This is a genomic window from Acinetobacter sp. AHP123 (assembly GCF_023757925.1).
GTDB lineage: Bacteria > Pseudomonadota > Gammaproteobacteria > Pseudomonadales > Moraxellaceae > Acinetobacter > Acinetobacter oleivorans.
This window is the reverse complement of the sequence record NZ_CP092454.1, coordinates 1,624,562-1,639,195: the sequence shown is the minus strand read 5'-3', so window position 1 is coordinate 1,639,195 and position 14,634 is coordinate 1,624,562. Positions and strand designations below refer to the sequence as shown.

12 protein-coding genes and 4 tRNA genes are annotated in these 14,634 nt (G+C 37.8%); 7 read left to right on the top strand and 9 right to left on the bottom strand.

The features are described from left to right. Window position 1: 1 nt before the first annotated feature. Complete coding sequence (locus tag MJX77_RS07875; RefSeq protein WP_252061122.1) at window positions 2-886, bottom strand: energy transducer TonB; 885 nt, start codon at window positions 884-886, stop codon at window positions 2-4. A gap of 232 nt (window positions 887-1,118) precedes the next feature. Between MJX77_RS07875 and MJX77_RS07870 the strand changes: the two genes are divergently transcribed. The 3 genes from MJX77_RS07870 to MJX77_RS07860 all read left to right on the top strand — a co-directional run bounded on the left by MJX77_RS07870 (window position 1,119) and on the right by MJX77_RS07860 (window position 3,309). Then, on the top strand, window positions 1,119-1,790 hold the full coding sequence (locus MJX77_RS07870) for a hypothetical protein (RefSeq protein ID WP_004789576.1): 672 nt from the start codon (window positions 1,119-1,121) through the stop codon (window positions 1,788-1,790). A gap of 158 nt (window positions 1,791-1,948) precedes the next feature. Then, window positions 1,949-2,662 (top strand): DUF3108 domain-containing protein, encoded by a 714-nt coding sequence (locus tag MJX77_RS07865; protein WP_252061121.1) that lies wholly within the window; start codon window positions 1,949-1,951, stop codon window positions 2,660-2,662. 71 nt (window positions 2,663-2,733) lie between these two features. Then, window positions 2,734-3,309 carry a xanthine phosphoribosyltransferase gene (locus MJX77_RS07860; protein ID WP_252061120.1) on the top strand — a complete coding sequence of 192 codons (576 nt, stop codon included), beginning with the start codon at window positions 2,734-2,736 and terminating at the stop codon, window positions 3,307-3,309. A gap of 47 nt (window positions 3,310-3,356) precedes the next feature. On the opposite strand, the gene wrbA is transcribed toward MJX77_RS07860, so the two are convergent. Next, entirely contained in the window at window positions 3,357-3,965 is a 609-nt protein-coding gene (gene wrbA, locus MJX77_RS07855; protein WP_252061118.1) for an NAD(P)H:quinone oxidoreductase, read from the bottom strand. Window positions 3,966-4,325: 360 nt separating this feature from the next. Between wrbA and MJX77_RS07850 the strand changes: the two genes are divergently transcribed. Then, window positions 4,326-5,573: a YihY family inner membrane protein gene (locus MJX77_RS07850; RefSeq protein ID WP_016140126.1), complete on the top strand. Its 1,248-nt coding sequence runs from the start codon at window positions 4,326-4,328 to the stop codon at window positions 5,571-5,573. 106 nt (window positions 5,574-5,679) lie between these two features. On the opposite strand, the gene MJX77_RS07845 is transcribed toward MJX77_RS07850, so the two are convergent. Together MJX77_RS07845 and MJX77_RS07840 are read right to left on the bottom strand one after the other, a co-directional pair. Then, window positions 5,680-6,321: a fumarylacetoacetate hydrolase family protein gene (locus tag MJX77_RS07845; RefSeq protein ID WP_111854999.1), complete on the bottom strand. Its 642-nt coding sequence runs from the start codon at window positions 6,319-6,321 to the stop codon at window positions 5,680-5,682. Window positions 6,322-6,360: 39 nt separating this feature from the next. Further along, window positions 6,361-6,858: a YcxB family protein gene (locus MJX77_RS07840; protein ID WP_005301331.1), complete on the bottom strand. Its 498-nt coding sequence runs from the start codon at window positions 6,856-6,858 to the stop codon at window positions 6,361-6,363. Window positions 6,859-7,081: 223 nt separating this feature from the next. Here MJX77_RS07840 and MJX77_RS07835 point away from each other — a divergent pair, with 223 nt between their 5' ends. Further along, complete coding sequence (locus MJX77_RS07835; RefSeq protein WP_252061117.1) at window positions 7,082-7,774, top strand: nitroreductase family protein; 693 nt, start codon at window positions 7,082-7,084, stop codon at window positions 7,772-7,774. A gap of 113 nt (window positions 7,775-7,887) precedes the next feature. Here the strand turns inward: MJX77_RS07835 and MJX77_RS07830 are convergent. Further along, window positions 7,888-7,964 (bottom strand) — tRNA-Arg (locus MJX77_RS07830). 580 nt (window positions 7,965-8,544) lie between these two features. On the opposite strand from MJX77_RS07830, the gene MJX77_RS07825 reads away from it, so the two are divergent. Beyond that, window positions 8,545-10,818: a hypothetical protein gene (locus MJX77_RS07825; protein WP_252061116.1), complete on the top strand. Its 2,274-nt coding sequence runs from the start codon at window positions 8,545-8,547 to the stop codon at window positions 10,816-10,818. Between the two features lie 70 nt (window positions 10,819-10,888). Here the strand turns inward: MJX77_RS07825 and MJX77_RS07820 are convergent, their stop codons facing one another. The 4 genes from MJX77_RS07820 to MJX77_RS07805 form a co-directional block, all read right to left on the bottom strand. Further along, window positions 10,889-11,482, bottom strand: a complete 594-nt coding sequence (locus MJX77_RS07820; protein ID WP_005301324.1) for an HAD-IB family hydrolase — start codon at window positions 11,480-11,482, stop codon at window positions 10,889-10,891. Between the two features lie 106 nt (window positions 11,483-11,588). Continuing rightward, a tRNA-Arg gene (locus MJX77_RS07815) sits at window positions 11,589-11,665 on the bottom strand. A gap of 39 nt (window positions 11,666-11,704) precedes the next feature. Beyond that, window positions 11,705-11,781 (bottom strand) — tRNA-Arg (locus MJX77_RS07810). Window positions 11,782-11,791: 10 nt separating this feature from the next. After that, window positions 11,792-11,882: transfer RNA gene (locus tag MJX77_RS07805), tRNA-Ser, on the bottom strand. Between the two features lie 261 nt (window positions 11,883-12,143). On the opposite strand from MJX77_RS07805, the gene rnr reads away from it, so the two are divergent. Then, window positions 12,144-14,558 (top strand): ribonuclease R, encoded by a 2,415-nt coding sequence (gene rnr, locus MJX77_RS07800; RefSeq protein WP_252061115.1) that lies wholly within the window; start codon window positions 12,144-12,146, stop codon window positions 14,556-14,558. Window positions 14,559-14,634 lie beyond the last annotated feature (76 nt).

Sequence of the window (14,634 nt, the reverse complement as noted above, 5' to 3'; positions counted from 1 at the left end):
ATTAATGTACTTCAAATTCTGCTTGAGCCGGATCGAAACGCCACGTACGTACAATACGTAATTCAGAAATATCTTTCATATTGGCATCGAAATGTCCAAATGGTGCGCCGCGACGTACTGAAGACTTAGCTGCTTCATCTAATATTGAGTGCCCTGAGCTTTCAAGTAATCGAATTGCACGTATTCCGCCTTGGGCATTCAAAATCACCATTAAACGGACTTCGCCTCTTAGCTGTTGTTGTTTGGCTTCTTCTGGATAATAGCGATTACCATACAACTCTACTTTTTCACGGAACTTATCTAAATAAGCAGCCGAAGCATCTTTCTTCGCTTGAATTCCATCTACTGTTTTGATTTTTTGTTGCCGACTAAAATCTTGTCTACGTTGTAAATATTGTGCTTCAAGACTCGCAACCATCGCAGCTTTTGCCTGAAATTGACTTTGTAATTGTTCTAGTTCTTTTTTCCTTTGACTCGCATCAGCTTGTTTTTGCCAACTCAAAACAGTCATTAATACTTTTTCTTCAAATTTAAGCTCTCTTTGCTGCTGAACCTTTTGTAAACTTTCTAACTCTGCATTTCCAGTTGAAGCATCATTAGGCATCGGATTTGGAGTATCACTAGAGGTACGGTGAGCTTCTCGAAATGTGCCCGAACCTTGCTGGTCCGCTTGTGCTAAAAAGTCTGCCTGCTGAACTGGCTCATTGCTTGATCGAATTGAAATTGCAATTTCTTTAGTAGATTGCTCTGACGGGCTAGGTATGGCAAAGTGGATGAGCAACACAAAAACATGCAGTAAGATTGCCAATATTGTTGCAGCAATAAAGACTCGGTCTTGCCACCAATGGTAAAAAGGCTCTATGGATAGACTTCTTTTGTTCAACATAATCTTAAAAGCATATAAATGCCTTATCCCCACGGTTTAATACCGAATAAAATATAAACTGATATTCAAATCTGGATAAAAGTGTGATTCACTTCAAATATAGAGTTTTATCCATTTTCATTTTGTCAAAATGTATCAATTAAATTTGTTACACTGCAATATCAAAACTCGTTTTTTATCATAATAAAGATTGTGTTGGTTCTTAAGTAAATTATCTTCTGGAAGTTCTTTTATGCAAACGCTATTTTCCTCATTAGTCAGACGCCTTAAAAAGGTCTACCAAAAAGCAGAAGCATTCATTGAAGAAGAAAGAGATTTTACGTTATCACAAACCTTTCTGAATGCGACTTTACAACGTTATGTCACCAATAATGTTGAATTTCTAGATGACCTCCACGCTGATCTTTATCATGACTGGTTAAGATTATATGCAACCATGCATGTAAAAGGCCTAGAGACAACACTATCTGTTGATTTAAAACTAATTCAGATGGAATTTAATCAAGAACAACAGCTTTTAGTTTTTGAACAAATTAGTAATACACAAATTATTGAAGCGAAATATAAAAACTTTTGGCAGAAGATTGCCGTAAAAGCCGCGGTTTTTTACTACCATAAAATTTTGAAAAAAGATCCTTTAGGAATGATTCTGGAACGTTTTAATGTAGCAGAAGAACGTGATGAACTGATATTCCTTGATCTCAATCGCTGGTTTGGTAAAAAAGCCAGTATTATCGAGACATTAAGTAAAGTACATGTAAATTACGCACGAGTTCGTGAGGCTGAGCTAGTTGTATTTGGAAATGTGAATTTAGCAGCATTACTTTACCGTGATCAGGACGATGATTTTGAAGATGAATTAGAAGATTCTGAAATCACACCAATCCAGCAAAAAGATGTATAGCGCTGTGATGAATAAAAATGAATTAACTGCCAAAAAACACAAATAGATTACACATTTAGCATAAATCCTGATTTTTTCTCCATGATCAACAGGCATAATATGTTTAAGTTATAGATGCATCAGCACTGACTTTTCAGTCTGTACAAGGATATTTACTTATGGCAACAAAATTTCTGAAATCGTTTAGCATCGCAACAGGTATTTCAACAACTTTGCTTTTTGCAGGTTTCTCAAGCCATGCACTTGCCATGAGCCCATTTCAGGCAAATTATCAGTTCACTTATAATAATAAAGGTATGGGTTCGGCTACACGTACCTTAAGCCAGCAAGGTAATAATTGGACTTATAATTTCACGGCAAAAGCAGGTGGAATTGCTTCTGCAAGTGAAACAAGTAAATTTAGTTTTGCTAATGGTAAAATTGGATCTCAAAGTTTTAGCCGTACCAGCAAAATTTTGATTCATAACAACACCATGAATATTAACTTCAATCCAAACAGCAAAACTATTTCTACCAAGAAAGATGATAAAGCTCGTTCATTTGCTTGGCAGGCTGGTGTGCTTGATGAGTTAAATGCAGAATTACAAGTGCGTGAAGATTTAAAAAATGGTTCACTTAAAACTTCATACCCTCTTGCCGATGCAAAAGAAGTTGAAAATCGTCGTTTTGTAAAACAAGGCAATGAGAAAATTAAAACTTCTTATGGCACATTTGATACCGTAAAAGTTGTTTTAGAACATGGTAAACCAGACCGTAATACTATTTTCTGGTTAGCACCTAAATTGGACTACTTACCAGTTAAAGTCAGCCATGTTGATGGTAAAACTTCTTATGGCCTGTTATTAACAAGTTATACAGGTAAAACGAATTAAAGCTTGCATTTTTTCGGATGCTTTTTAAAATACGCATTTGCTTTAAAAGCATCCGTCTAGAGGATTCTCCCGTGCACGCACTAGAACAGAAAATCTTAACAGAAGGTATCGTTCTATCTGATCAAGTCTTGAAAGTCGACGCTTTCTTAAACCACCAAATTGATCCTGTATTAATGCAGCAGATTGGTAAAGAATTTGCCGCTCGCTTTAAAGATGCAGGGATTACCAAGATTATTACCATTGAAGCATCAGGTATTGCACCTGCAATCATGGCAGGTTTGGAACTTGGTGTACCTGTAATTTTCGCTCGTAAATATCAGTCATTGACGTTAAAAGATGACTTATATCGCTCTAAAGTATTTAGTTTTACTAAACAAACTGAAAACACGATTGCGATTTCAAACAAACACCTTCATTCAACTGATAAAGCATTAGTTATTGATGACTTCTTGGCGAATGGCCAAGCAGCATTAGGACTAATTGATTTAATTCACCAAGCAAATGCAGAAGTTGTGGGAGTTGGTATCGTGATTGAAAAATCATTCCAACCGGGCCGTGATTTATTGCTTGAAAAAGGCTATCGAGTTGAGTCATTAGCACGTGTTCTTTCTCTTACAGATGGTAAAGTTACTTTTGTAAAAGAATAAATTGTGCAAATAAAAAAGAGCGGATATCCGCTCTTTTTTTTGGCTGTTTAAAGAGAAACCACCAGCTTTTTAACAACTTCACCCAAACGCTTACCTTGAGCTTCACACAAAATCTTTTCATCCTGACTTAAGCTCTGGTCATGGCGGGGTCCGCTTACATGACTTGCCCCATACGGTGTTCCACCTGTTTTAGTGTTAGATAAAGCTGGAATTGCATTTGGTAATCCCAGAATCATCATCCCGTGATGAAATAACAGCGGCAACATCGTGAGTAAAGTACTCTCCTGCCCACCATGCATTGATCCAGAAGAAGTAAAAACACAAGCAGGTTTATTATGTAATGCTCCATTGAGCCAAAGACTCGTCGTTTGGTCCCAAAAATATTTCATTTCGCTTGCCATATTACCGAAGCGAGTTGGGGAACCTAACGCCAGACCCGCACAATTCGCTAGATCATCTAACGTACAGTAGATATCGCCTTCTGCTGGAATACTTGGTTCAGCTACCGTGATGACCGGAGCAATATTTGGCACTGTCCGAATTTTCACTGACATACCCGCAGACTCAACACCATTGGCAATTAAATGCGCCATTTCTTTAGTAGAACCATATTTACTGTAATAGAGTACAAGAATGTAAGGTTGCATCGGTTTCATAAATTTTGTTAAAAAGAACACTATACGGTATTTTTTATTTTTTTGGCGAAACCAATTTTATGAAATTCTAGAGGTGATTGATTGTTTAGCGTTAAAGGCAACACGAGCAAATTTCTCAAATTCGTTGAGTAAAAGGTTCACCAAATTTTGATGAATCTTATAATCACACAACAGAAAGCCAACTTTTCTGAAAAGATTATGGCTACAATTTTTTCTATAGCGCATAGTAAACTTACAGAACGACTTTAATTCTATAAGTTATTATTTTGCTTTAATCTACGATTTGAGTTCTTCAGCTCATACTTTGATAAGCTATTAATCGCCCAACATGATGATTAAAAAAATCGGGATAGACAACGCATGTTACAACGTTTTTTAAGTAAGCTTCCTTTTTATAATAAAACCTGGTTTCAGTTCGTTTTATATGTATTTAAACGTTTTGAAGCTGATCGGTGCCGTGAACAAGCTGGTTCCCTCACCTATACAACACTATTCGCAGTTGTACCGATGTTAACGGTTTTTTTAGTTATTATCTCTTCAATTAAAGCGTTAGAACCTGCAAGACAACAGCTCCAACATTTAATCTATAGTAATTTTTTACCCAAGAGCACTATTGCATTTGATAAAGCTCTAAATGCTTTCACAGAGAAATCGAGCAACCTGACCGTTATTGGTGTGCTATTTTTATTCGTCACTACCGTTTTAATGCTGACCTCAATTGAAACCGTCTTTAATCGCATTTGGCGCGTAAAAGAAACTCGTAGTGGCATTATGGGGTTCATGCGTTACTGGACCATCATCTCTTTAGGTCCGATTATCTTAGGAAGTGCATTCGTCATTTCCTCGACTGTCGCTTCCATGAATATTCTCAGCAATAATTTTGCAGGATATCAACTTGATGGATCATTCATACTCTGGTTGATTTCTTTTTTATTGACCATTGTTGGCTTTTTTATTTTGTATTGGACTATTCCGAACCGAACAGTTCCAGTTTATGCAGCCGGTATAGCGGCTTGCTTAAGTGCTGTACTTTTTGAAATACTCAAAAACCTATTCAGCTTCGTAATGTCAAATTTCACCAGCTATGAACTGATCTACGGCGCATTTGCAGCAGTACCTATTTTCCTGTTATGGATCTTTCTTTCATGGAATATTATTTTACTGGGCGTAGAAGTTAGTTTTGCTTTAACTGCTTTTCACTCAGGTAAAGAGCAAAAACGACACCCTGTTCTAATGTTATTAGATATTCTTGAGCTGTTTTATAAAAAGCAAAAGCTGGGTGAAAGTGTAAGTGATAAAGAAGCTTTAGAAATTTTAGGCCGTGGAGAAATTGGTCGCTGGCCTGCTTATGTGCTTTTACTAGAAGAACAAAATTTAGTTAAACGTACTGATAAAGATGAATATGTTCTAGCGCGTAATTTATCCCAAGTTGATTTCTGGAGTTTTTTCACAGCCCTTCCGTATCCATTGCCTTTACGTCAAGATGTCCAAAATGTGCATGATGACGATGAATGGATGGAAAAAATTGGACCAGCACTCATTGAGTCTAATGATTATTTAGCTGCAAAACTTTCTATTCCTCTTTCAACAGTTTTTGAAGAGAAATAGAAAAATAAGGCGATTTATTAATATAAATATCTTCCACTTCTAGACAATAAAAAACCCTATTATTGAAAAAATAATAGGGTTAAAAATTGGCAAATTTAAGAGTGGATTATGCTTTCACAAAAGTTTTCCATACAAAATCTTGCGTTGCACCTTTTAATGTCATTTTTAACTGATCACCCGAGTGTAATGGCCCAACACCAGCAGGTGAACCTGTCATAATTACATCACCCGGTTCTAGTGAAAAGACCTGATTAATATCAGCTAATAGATCACCAATCGTAAACATTAATAATGCCGTATTGCCATCTTGACGTAACTCATCATTAATATGGAAAGTGAATTTAGTTTCTTGCCAATCGGTAATTTCGCTCAAATCTACCCAGTCAGCTAATACACAAGCACCATCAAAAGCTTTTGCACGTTCCCATGGGTGACCTTTACTTTTCAGATCATTCTGTAAATCACGCATTGTTAAATCGAGACCTAATGTCACCGCACCAATCGCTTTTAATGCTTTTGCAGGATCTGTTTCACCTTTTAAAGGCTGGTCAATGCGTAAAACTAATTCACACTCAAAATGACAACTGCCCCAAGCTGGATTCCAGGAAATACCGTCATTTAAACCAATCAAACTACTAGGTGGTTTAATAAATAATATCGGCTTGTCAGGCATAGCATTATTTAATTCTTTGACATGATCAGCATAGCTTCTGCCTACGCAAACGATTTTTGAAGGACGTGTATTCATGAGGCTTCCTTTGTTGTTGCGGCTAATAATTCCAATAATTTATTTCTTAAATGTATTTTCAAATATCGTTTGATCTGAAACCTGTGCAAATGCTCGCTTTGGCACAATAATTACAGTTTTGTTTTTTAACTCAAGCATGTACGTCAGCTTACCTTTAGCAAAGGTTTGCACATCCGCATATTGCACTACTTGCTTACGTTCACTGGAATAAAGCTCAAAATAATCTTGATAAAGGTCGATTCCCTGCTCACTCTTTCCAAACTGGTAACGAACAAATTGACGTTTAAATAGCATCGGTAAAAGCCAATAACGCATCAGCCCTTGCATCACCAGAAAAAACAAACCTAATCCGACATAATATCGACCAACCCCAGAGAAGCCTAAATAAAGCCCCCAAATAATAATTGCAATACTAATCGCAGGTGTTAGAAAACGGGTAAATTGTTTTTTCCCAAATGTTACTAACGAAAATCCATCTTGTGATTCTTCTAAATTCAAATAGTAACGTAAAGATAAAGCTGTTTTTTGCTCAGTCATTGCAATGCATCAATACTCAATAAATCGAAACTATTAGAGCATATTCATTTCAGCTTTAAAACGAATCAAAGGCTATTTTTTGTTTTGTTTAAAAGAAGCAGTTATAGTTCAGTTGCAAAATATTTTTCGTTGCATATATGGAACGTAGATTCATATTTTTTGAGCTTATTTCACTTTTTAAAATTTCTACAATAAGAGCATCACCTTCTTAGTGGAATGTCTCATGTCTTTTTTTGCAAAATTATTTGGCTTAAATCAAAAAGCAACAGTCTCAAAAGATGTGGTTACGCACACCACTCAAGAGACGAATCTTTCAAATGAACCAAGCTTTTTAGAATTAATTAAAAAACGTCGTTCAATTTATTCAATAGGAAAGAACTTAAAACAGTCCCCAACTGAAATTGAAAAATTAATTCAAGAGGCTGTAAAACATAGTCCATCTGCATTTAACTCTCAGTCTTCTCGCGTTGTGATTTTATTTGATCAGTCCCACCAAAATTTCTGGAATATTGTTTTAGATGTATTAAAAATGATTATTCCAGCAGAAGCCCTAACTGGAACTGAACAGAAAATTCAAAGTTTTGCGGCAGGTGCAGGTACAGTTTTATTTTTTGAAGACCAACATGTGATTAAAGGTCTACAAGAGCAATTTGAAGCATATGCAGATAATTTTCCAATCTGGTCTGAGCACTCAACAGCAATTGCACAATTTGCAGTATGGAACGTACTAACTGAACAAGGTATTGGTGCTTCGTTACAACACTATAATCCGATCATTGATGAGAAAATTAATGCTGCGTTTAATGTCCCCGCTCATTGGAAATTAAGAGCTCAATTGGTATTTGGTTCCATCGAAGGCGAAGCCGGAGAAAAAGCTTTTATTGAAGATGAAAATCGTTTTAAAACATTTGGCTAATTTTCTACTTTTTAATTCTTTTCAAAGCTGGTTGCCACGAGCACCGGCTTTTAATAGAAATGACAAAAAATAGGCACAAAAAAACCGCTATATATAGCGGTTAATTCTTCAAGTGGTGCGCTCAGAGAGATTCGAACTCCCGACCCCTTAGTTCGTAGCCAAGTGCTCTATCCAGCTGAGCTATGAGCGCGTACTTGATGTTGCGCATTATACGCATTTTTTAAGGGTTAGGAAGCCTTTTTTCATCTTTCTGTCATCAACCGTCTAGTTCTTAGCCACACCTCTCTTTTACATAAAATAGTAGCTAAAATTATTGAAGACTTTCTTACCTAAGATGTATTTGAAATATTTTTTTTCAAATAAGTTTTATAGGCTTTTTGACGTATTTCGCCACATATCTAAAAGCTAAAGTCGACTATTTCACTCAACATTATAGAAATAATATATTTCTAGTTAAGCCCTAACATTATAGAGCCAAGTAAAATTTATCTAATATACTGCTTCAAATAAGTGGAAATATAAGAAAAAATATAATTAATTAAAAAAATATTATATAAAAACCATTATTATTTTTACGTCTAAATTAAATGAATTATTATTTCTTTAAATATTATTTAATATTAAAAAATGTGACTAAAAATACACATTGACAGCTTTTGATATCTAACCAATACTAAATTCCAATTATTGAGATATACATCTCATTAATTATATAGCGCAATAAATAATACTTACTTAAAAATACATAATTATATAGGAAATAGACCAACATGTTTTTACTAAAAAATCTCGTATCTTCGATCTCAAAAGTTACTCAAGACTTGGGTAATGTTGTATCGGTAAATACCACTGTAAACACGGGTTCTTCTGTTGATGCAAACGTTTCAACATCAGGCTTACTTTCAAATGTTATTTCTACAGTAACTAATACGGTTACGCATACTGCAACAGGCTTAGTTTCTGATGTGGTTGGCACTGTAACCGGTACTGTCGGTTCTACAAATCCATTAGAAACAGTAACCAATGTTGTGGGTGGTGTAACTGGTGGCTTGATTGGAGGCGTATCTGGTGGCAATCCTCTTGAAGTAGTCACTGGTGTTATCGGTGGCGTAACAGGTGGTGTGACCGGCGGAACATCACCAATTTCCCCAGTCATTGATGTCGTTCAAGGTGGTATTGATATTCTTCAGGGTGTCGAAAGCCTAAAAACTGAAATTATCAACACTGGCATTGAAACTGTTGCTGGAACAATCATTGGAGTACTCCCACAAACTGAACATCCTGTTTCTGAAATTGCAGACCTTGGCACCTTAACTTTTGAAACTTCTCGCGACACGGTAAACGGTGCTCTTGAAGTTGTTTCTGATTTAGTAGGTGGAGATATCTCGGGCGCAACTGCGTCAGCAACTGGAATTGTTGAAACACTTATCAACAATGGTACAACTGCTACAGGTATTGTCACTGGTGTAGTTGGAAGTGTTACCGATGTAGTGGGCGGTGTAACTGGTGGCGTTGGTGGTAATCCGCTTGAAGTGGTGACGGACATCATCGGTGGTGTAACAGGCGGCGTTGGTGGTAACCCTCTTGAAGTTGTGACTGACATCATCGGCGGTGTAACAGGTGGCGTTGGTGGTAACCCACTTGAAGTTGTAACCGACATCATCGGCGGCGTAACGGGCGGTATCGGTGGCGGCGCATCTCCAATTTCTCCAGTGATTGACGTAGTTCAAGGTGGTATCGATATTCTTCAAGGCGTTGAAAGCCTAAAAACTGAAATTATTAATACAGGTATCGACACTGTTGCCGACACAATCATTGGCATCCTTCCACAAACTGAACATCCTGTTTCTGAAATTGCTGACCTCGGCACATTAACTTTCGAAACTTCTCGCGACACAGTAAATGGTGCTCTTGAAGTTGTTTCTGATTTAGTTGGTGGAGATATCCAAGGTGCAACTGAATCAGCAACTGGTATTCTGGGTACACTTATCAATAATGGTACAACTGCTGCTGGTATTATCACTGGTGTTGTAGGAAGTGTTACAGATGTAGTTGGTGGCGTCACAGGCGGTGTTGGCGGTAATCCTCTTGAAGTTGTAACCGACATCATCGGCGGCGTAACAGGTGGTGTTAGTGGGAACCCACTTGAAGTCGTAACCGACATCATCGGCGGTGTAACTGGTGGCGTTGGCGGTAACCCGCTTGAAGTTGTGACTGACATCATCGGCAGTGTAACAGGCGGTGTTGGTGGTAATCCTCTTGAAGTTGTAACCGACATCATCGGCGGCGTAACAGGTGGTATTGGTGGCGGTACATCTCCAATCTCTCCAGTAATCGACGTAGTTCAAGGCGGTATCGATATTCTTCAAGGCGTTGAAAGCCTAAAAACTGAAATTATTAATACAGGTATCGACACTGTTGCCGACACAATCATTGGCATTCTTCCACAAACTGAACATCCTGTTTCTGAAATTGCTGACCTCGGCACACTAACTTTCGAAACTTCTCGCGACACAGTAAATGGTGCTCTTGAAGTTGTATCTGACTTAGTCGGTGGTGATATTCAAGGTGCAACTGAATCAGCGACGGGCATTATCGGTACACTTATTACTAATGGCTCTACTGCAACTGGTTTATTAACAGAAATCCTTGGCGGTGTAACAGGCACTATTGGTGGAGTTACTGGTGGTGATAGCCCTCTTGGCGTAGTAACTGATCTTCTTGGAGGTTTAACTGGTAGTGTTAGCGGCGATAGTCCACTCGGTGTAGTGACTGACCTTCTAGGCGGTTTAACTGGCGGCGTTACTAGTGGTACAGAAAACCCTATTGGTATCGTAACGGATATCGTGGGTAGCTTAACTGGTGGGGTGACTGGTCAAGGTGGCTTAGATGTCATTTCTAATTTACTTGGTGGATTAACAAGTGGCAGCCTACTCGGTGGAGTAACGTCTACAGTAACTAGCGTAACAAATACAACGCATACTATCGTACCTCAGTCATTACTTACTGATAACTTCTTAGATAATTCTTTCCATACTGTTTAATATCATTAAAAGAAAGCCACTTTTATAAGTGGCTTTCTGATTTAATATAGTTTCAAATATTAATTTAATACTAATCAATCTCTTGCCATCTATAATACTTTTTATGTGCTAATTCCAACATTGCATAATCATTAGGAGTATCACCATAAGCATATATAGTCGGGTATTGGCTTAAATCATATTTATTTTTTATTCTATTTACTTTTTCCAAATAACCACAATCACCATCAATAAAATGGCCTGTTAAAATGCCATTATGTGTTTCAAGTTGGTTGCATATAACATCTAAACCTAAAGAATGACACCAACTTTCTAAATAAACGCCTAATGATGCTGATACAACAACAATCTGATCACCTTGTTGTTTATGCCAGAGAATACGCTCCAAAGCATTTTCACGAACACATGTAGGAAGTACCTTTTTAGCAAACTCTTGCCCCATATCTTTTAGGGAATTCGCGTCATACCCCACATATCCTACTTGGCAGAGCTTAGTTCGAATGGTTTTATCCGTTACCCAACCAAGTTTATAGCCAGCTATATAGGGTGCAAGCCGAATACCACCGACGAGTTGTGTTTTTCTGTCTAAAGAAAATTTAAGAAACAAGCTGAATGTGTCGTTATGAGTGATGGTGCCATCAAAATCAAATAAAGCTAGGTTCATTTATGATTATCTCTAATATAATTAAAAAGTTATAAATTTAGATTTATTAAAATTACTAAAAAATAAGCACAAAAAAACCGCTATAAAAGCGGTTAATTTTTCAAGTTGGTGCGCTCAGAGAGATTCGAACTCCCGACCCCTTAGTTCGTAGCCAAGTGCTCTATCCAGCTGAGCTATGAGCGCGTAACTTGTGTGCCTTTCAGCGATTCGTTCTGTTTTACTTGGTGCGCTCAGAGAGATTCGAACTCCCGACCCCTTAGTTCGTAGCCAAGTGCTCTATCCAGCTGAGCTATGAGCGCATTAAGTAAATGGCGGTGAGAGAGGGATTCGAACCCTCGATACCAGTAATAGGTATGCTTCCTTAGCAGGGAAGTGATTTCAGCCACTCATCCACCTCACCGGAACGAGCCGCCATAATACAAACTAAAACCACATTGTTCAAGTCATCATACTGAAATTTTCTTGTTTTTTAGTTCAATGAATTATTTTTTAAGCAATTTCCTCATTATTTTCGTCTTTTTCGATCAAACGCTTGTTAAGATAGATATTATTTCTTCATCAAAATACTGTAGTGCATAACACATTATTGCAAACCTGAACGTGCAGTTCGGGTCTGCATGGCTTATGCTAAACTTATCTGCCAAGCGTGAAACAAAACGACATGACAAAAAACTGGGCTGACCCTGAAGCGAAAGCTGAAGCTGAACGTTATGACAATCCTATTCCAAGCCGTACTCTGATTTTAGATACGTTGGAACAGTTGCAAACACCACAATCTCATGCAGAGCTTGTCGATCATTTTAATATTCATGACCAAAAAAGTATCGAAGCATTAAGTCATCGTTTAAGTGCTATGGTTCGTGATGGTCAAATCATGAAAGACGGTTTTAAATTTCAGTTGGTGGCAGATCAACCAACATATGAAGCAACTGTTTATATTAATAGTAAAGGTTTAGGTACAGCACATATTGATGGTCAAACCGATCTTTTACTTCCTGAACGTGAATTACGTTTAGTATTTAATGGTGACCGAGTTAGAGTGCGCCAGACTTCAGTAGACCGTAAAGGTAAACCTTGGGGTTTTATCACAGAAGTTTTACAGCATCGTGTTAAACAATTAATTGGTAAATTGTCAGTTCATGAGGGTGAATATTTTATTCAACCCAACAATCCTAATCAGCATCAGCCTATTCCTTTAGAAAAAGAACTCGTAAAACATGCTGGGGCGAATGTTGGCGATATGCTGCGTGTTGCAATTGATAGCTATCCGACCCGTGAAGAGTTTTCAACAGCACATATTATTCAGTCTATGGCAGACAAAGCTGATACAGAAATTATCATTCCACAAACCATTCTTGAATTTGGTTTGCCATATGAATTTCCAGATCAGGTATTAAAAGAAGCAGAAAGTTTTAAAGAGCCATCTGCTCAAGACCGTGAAGGTCGTATTGATTTAAGAGATTTGGCATTAGTTACAATTGATGGTGAAGACGCTCGAGATTTTGACGATGCAGTTTATGCAGAAAAACGTCCGGGTGGTGGTTACCGCGTTGTCGTCGCAATTGCCGATGTCAGCCATTATGTACGCTTAGACTCAGCCCTCAACGAAGAAGCAGAAGAACGAGGCACTTCGGTATATTTCCCACACTTTGTATTACCAATGCTACCAGAGGCTTTGTCAAATGGCTTGTGTTCTCTGAACCCTCACGTAGACCGCTTATGTATGGTCTGTGACCTTAAGCTCTCTCGTTCAGGCCGTGTAACTGGTTACGATTTTTATCCGTCGGTTATGCATTCAAAAGCACGTTTGACCTATACACAGGTAGCGCAATACTTTGAAGGCGCAACAGATGCGATTCCAAAAGATCGTGATGTTCATAAATCTTTAAATACACTTTTCCAGCTTTATCAAATTTTGAAAAACTTGCGTGCTGATCGCCATGCAATGGAATTTGAAACCATTGAAACGTACATGACTTTTGATGAGCTGGGCGGGATTAAAGAAATTTTGCCACGTACACGTAATGAAGCACATAAGCTCATTGAAGAATGTATGTTGCTTGCTAACGTTGCTGCAGCTGAATATGCATTAGAACATGATGTTCCAATGTTATATCGTGTGCATGAAGCTCCTGAGTTTTCACGTATTCAGAAGGTAAAAGACTTTGTGAAATTGCTTGGTCTACCCTTCCCTGACCAACCAACTCAAGCAGACTATCAAAAAGTTATTGAAGCGACCAAAGACCGTATTGATGCACCAAGTATTCATGCCGTTTTATTACGCTCAATGATGCAAGCTTATTATGGCGCAAAAAATGCGGGACACTATGGTTTGGCTTATGAAGCTTATACCCATTTCACTTCGCCAATCCGTCGTTACCCAGATTTATTGTTACACCGTGCTATTAAGGCACACTTGAAACAAAAGCCTTATCCTCTCTCTGGGGCTGCGCTAGATGATGCTGGTGAACATTTTTCTCAAACTGAACGCCGTGCAGATGAAGCTTCTCGTAGCGTAACAACTTGGTTGAAGTGTCACTACATGCAACAGCATTTGGGTGACGAGTTTATTGGTATCGTAAGTGCAGTAACCGAATTTGGTTTATTCATTACGCTTAAAGATCTATATGTCGATGGCATGATTCATATTAGCCAACTCGGCGATGACTTCTTTATTTATGACCAAGCGAGCCAAAATCTGGTAGGTCAAAATCGTGGTCAAATCTTTGGTTTAGGCGATGAAGTTAAAATTCAGGTTGCTGGCGTAAATCTTGAAGAACGTAAAATTGACTTCCAGCTTCTTCAGCAAATCACGCATGCAGGAAGAGTCGTTCGTAGCCGAGCTCCACGCACAACTAAAACATCTTCACAGGCAACTGAAGAAGTTTTCAGTAAACCAACAAGTAGTGATGGTGAAAGACCTGTTCATAAAAAGAAAGAAAAAGCCAAGGCGAGTTCTTATACTAAAAAGTCTAGTAAAAAACCTTCTGCAAAAGCCGAAAGTAAACCAGAAAAAGTAAAGAAAAAGTCTAAGCCTAAAAAGAAAAAGGCCAATGCAAAATCAAAAGCTGAATAATTAAGCACTAGATGTTGCTAGCCTAGAAATAAGTCCCGATTTGGGACTTATTTCTTTTTAGAAAGCTTATTTTGCA

Bases quoted from the DNA above. Each gene is read 5' to 3' on its own strand.
- MJX77_RS07840 (WP_005301331.1), bottom strand. From the start codon at position 6,858: ATGACTGAGCAAAAAACAGCTTTATCTTTACGTTACTATTTGAATTTA.
- MJX77_RS07825 (WP_252061116.1), top strand. From the start codon at position 8,545: ATGTTTTTACTAAAAAATCTCGTATCTTCGATCTCAAAAGTTACTCAA.
- MJX77_RS07835 (WP_252061117.1), top strand. From the start codon at position 7,082: ATGTCTTTTTTTGCAAAATTATTTGGCTTAAATCAAAAAGCAACAGTC.
- wrbA (WP_252061118.1), bottom strand. From the start codon at position 3,965: ATGAAACCGATGCAACCTTACATTCTTGTACTCTATTACAGTAAATAT.
- MJX77_RS07875 (WP_252061122.1), bottom strand. From the start codon at position 886: ATGTTGAACAAAAGAAGTCTATCCATAGAGCCTTTTTACCATTGGTGG.
- MJX77_RS07850 (WP_016140126.1), top strand. From the start codon at position 4,326: ATGTTACAACGTTTTTTAAGTAAGCTTCCTTTTTATAATAAAACCTGG.
- MJX77_RS07820 (WP_005301324.1), bottom strand. From the start codon at position 11,482: ATGAACCTAGCTTTATTTGATTTTGATGGCACCATCACTCATAACGAC.
- rnr (WP_252061115.1), top strand. From the start codon at position 12,144: ATGACAAAAAACTGGGCTGACCCTGAAGCGAAAGCTGAAGCTGAACGT.
- MJX77_RS07870 (WP_004789576.1), top strand. From the start codon at position 1,119: ATGCAAACGCTATTTTCCTCATTAGTCAGACGCCTTAAAAAGGTCTAC.
- MJX77_RS07845 (WP_111854999.1), bottom strand. From the start codon at position 6,321: ATGAATACACGTCCTTCAAAAATCGTTTGCGTAGGCAGAAGCTATGCT.
- MJX77_RS07865 (WP_252061121.1), top strand. From the start codon at position 1,949: ATGGCAACAAAATTTCTGAAATCGTTTAGCATCGCAACAGGTATTTCA.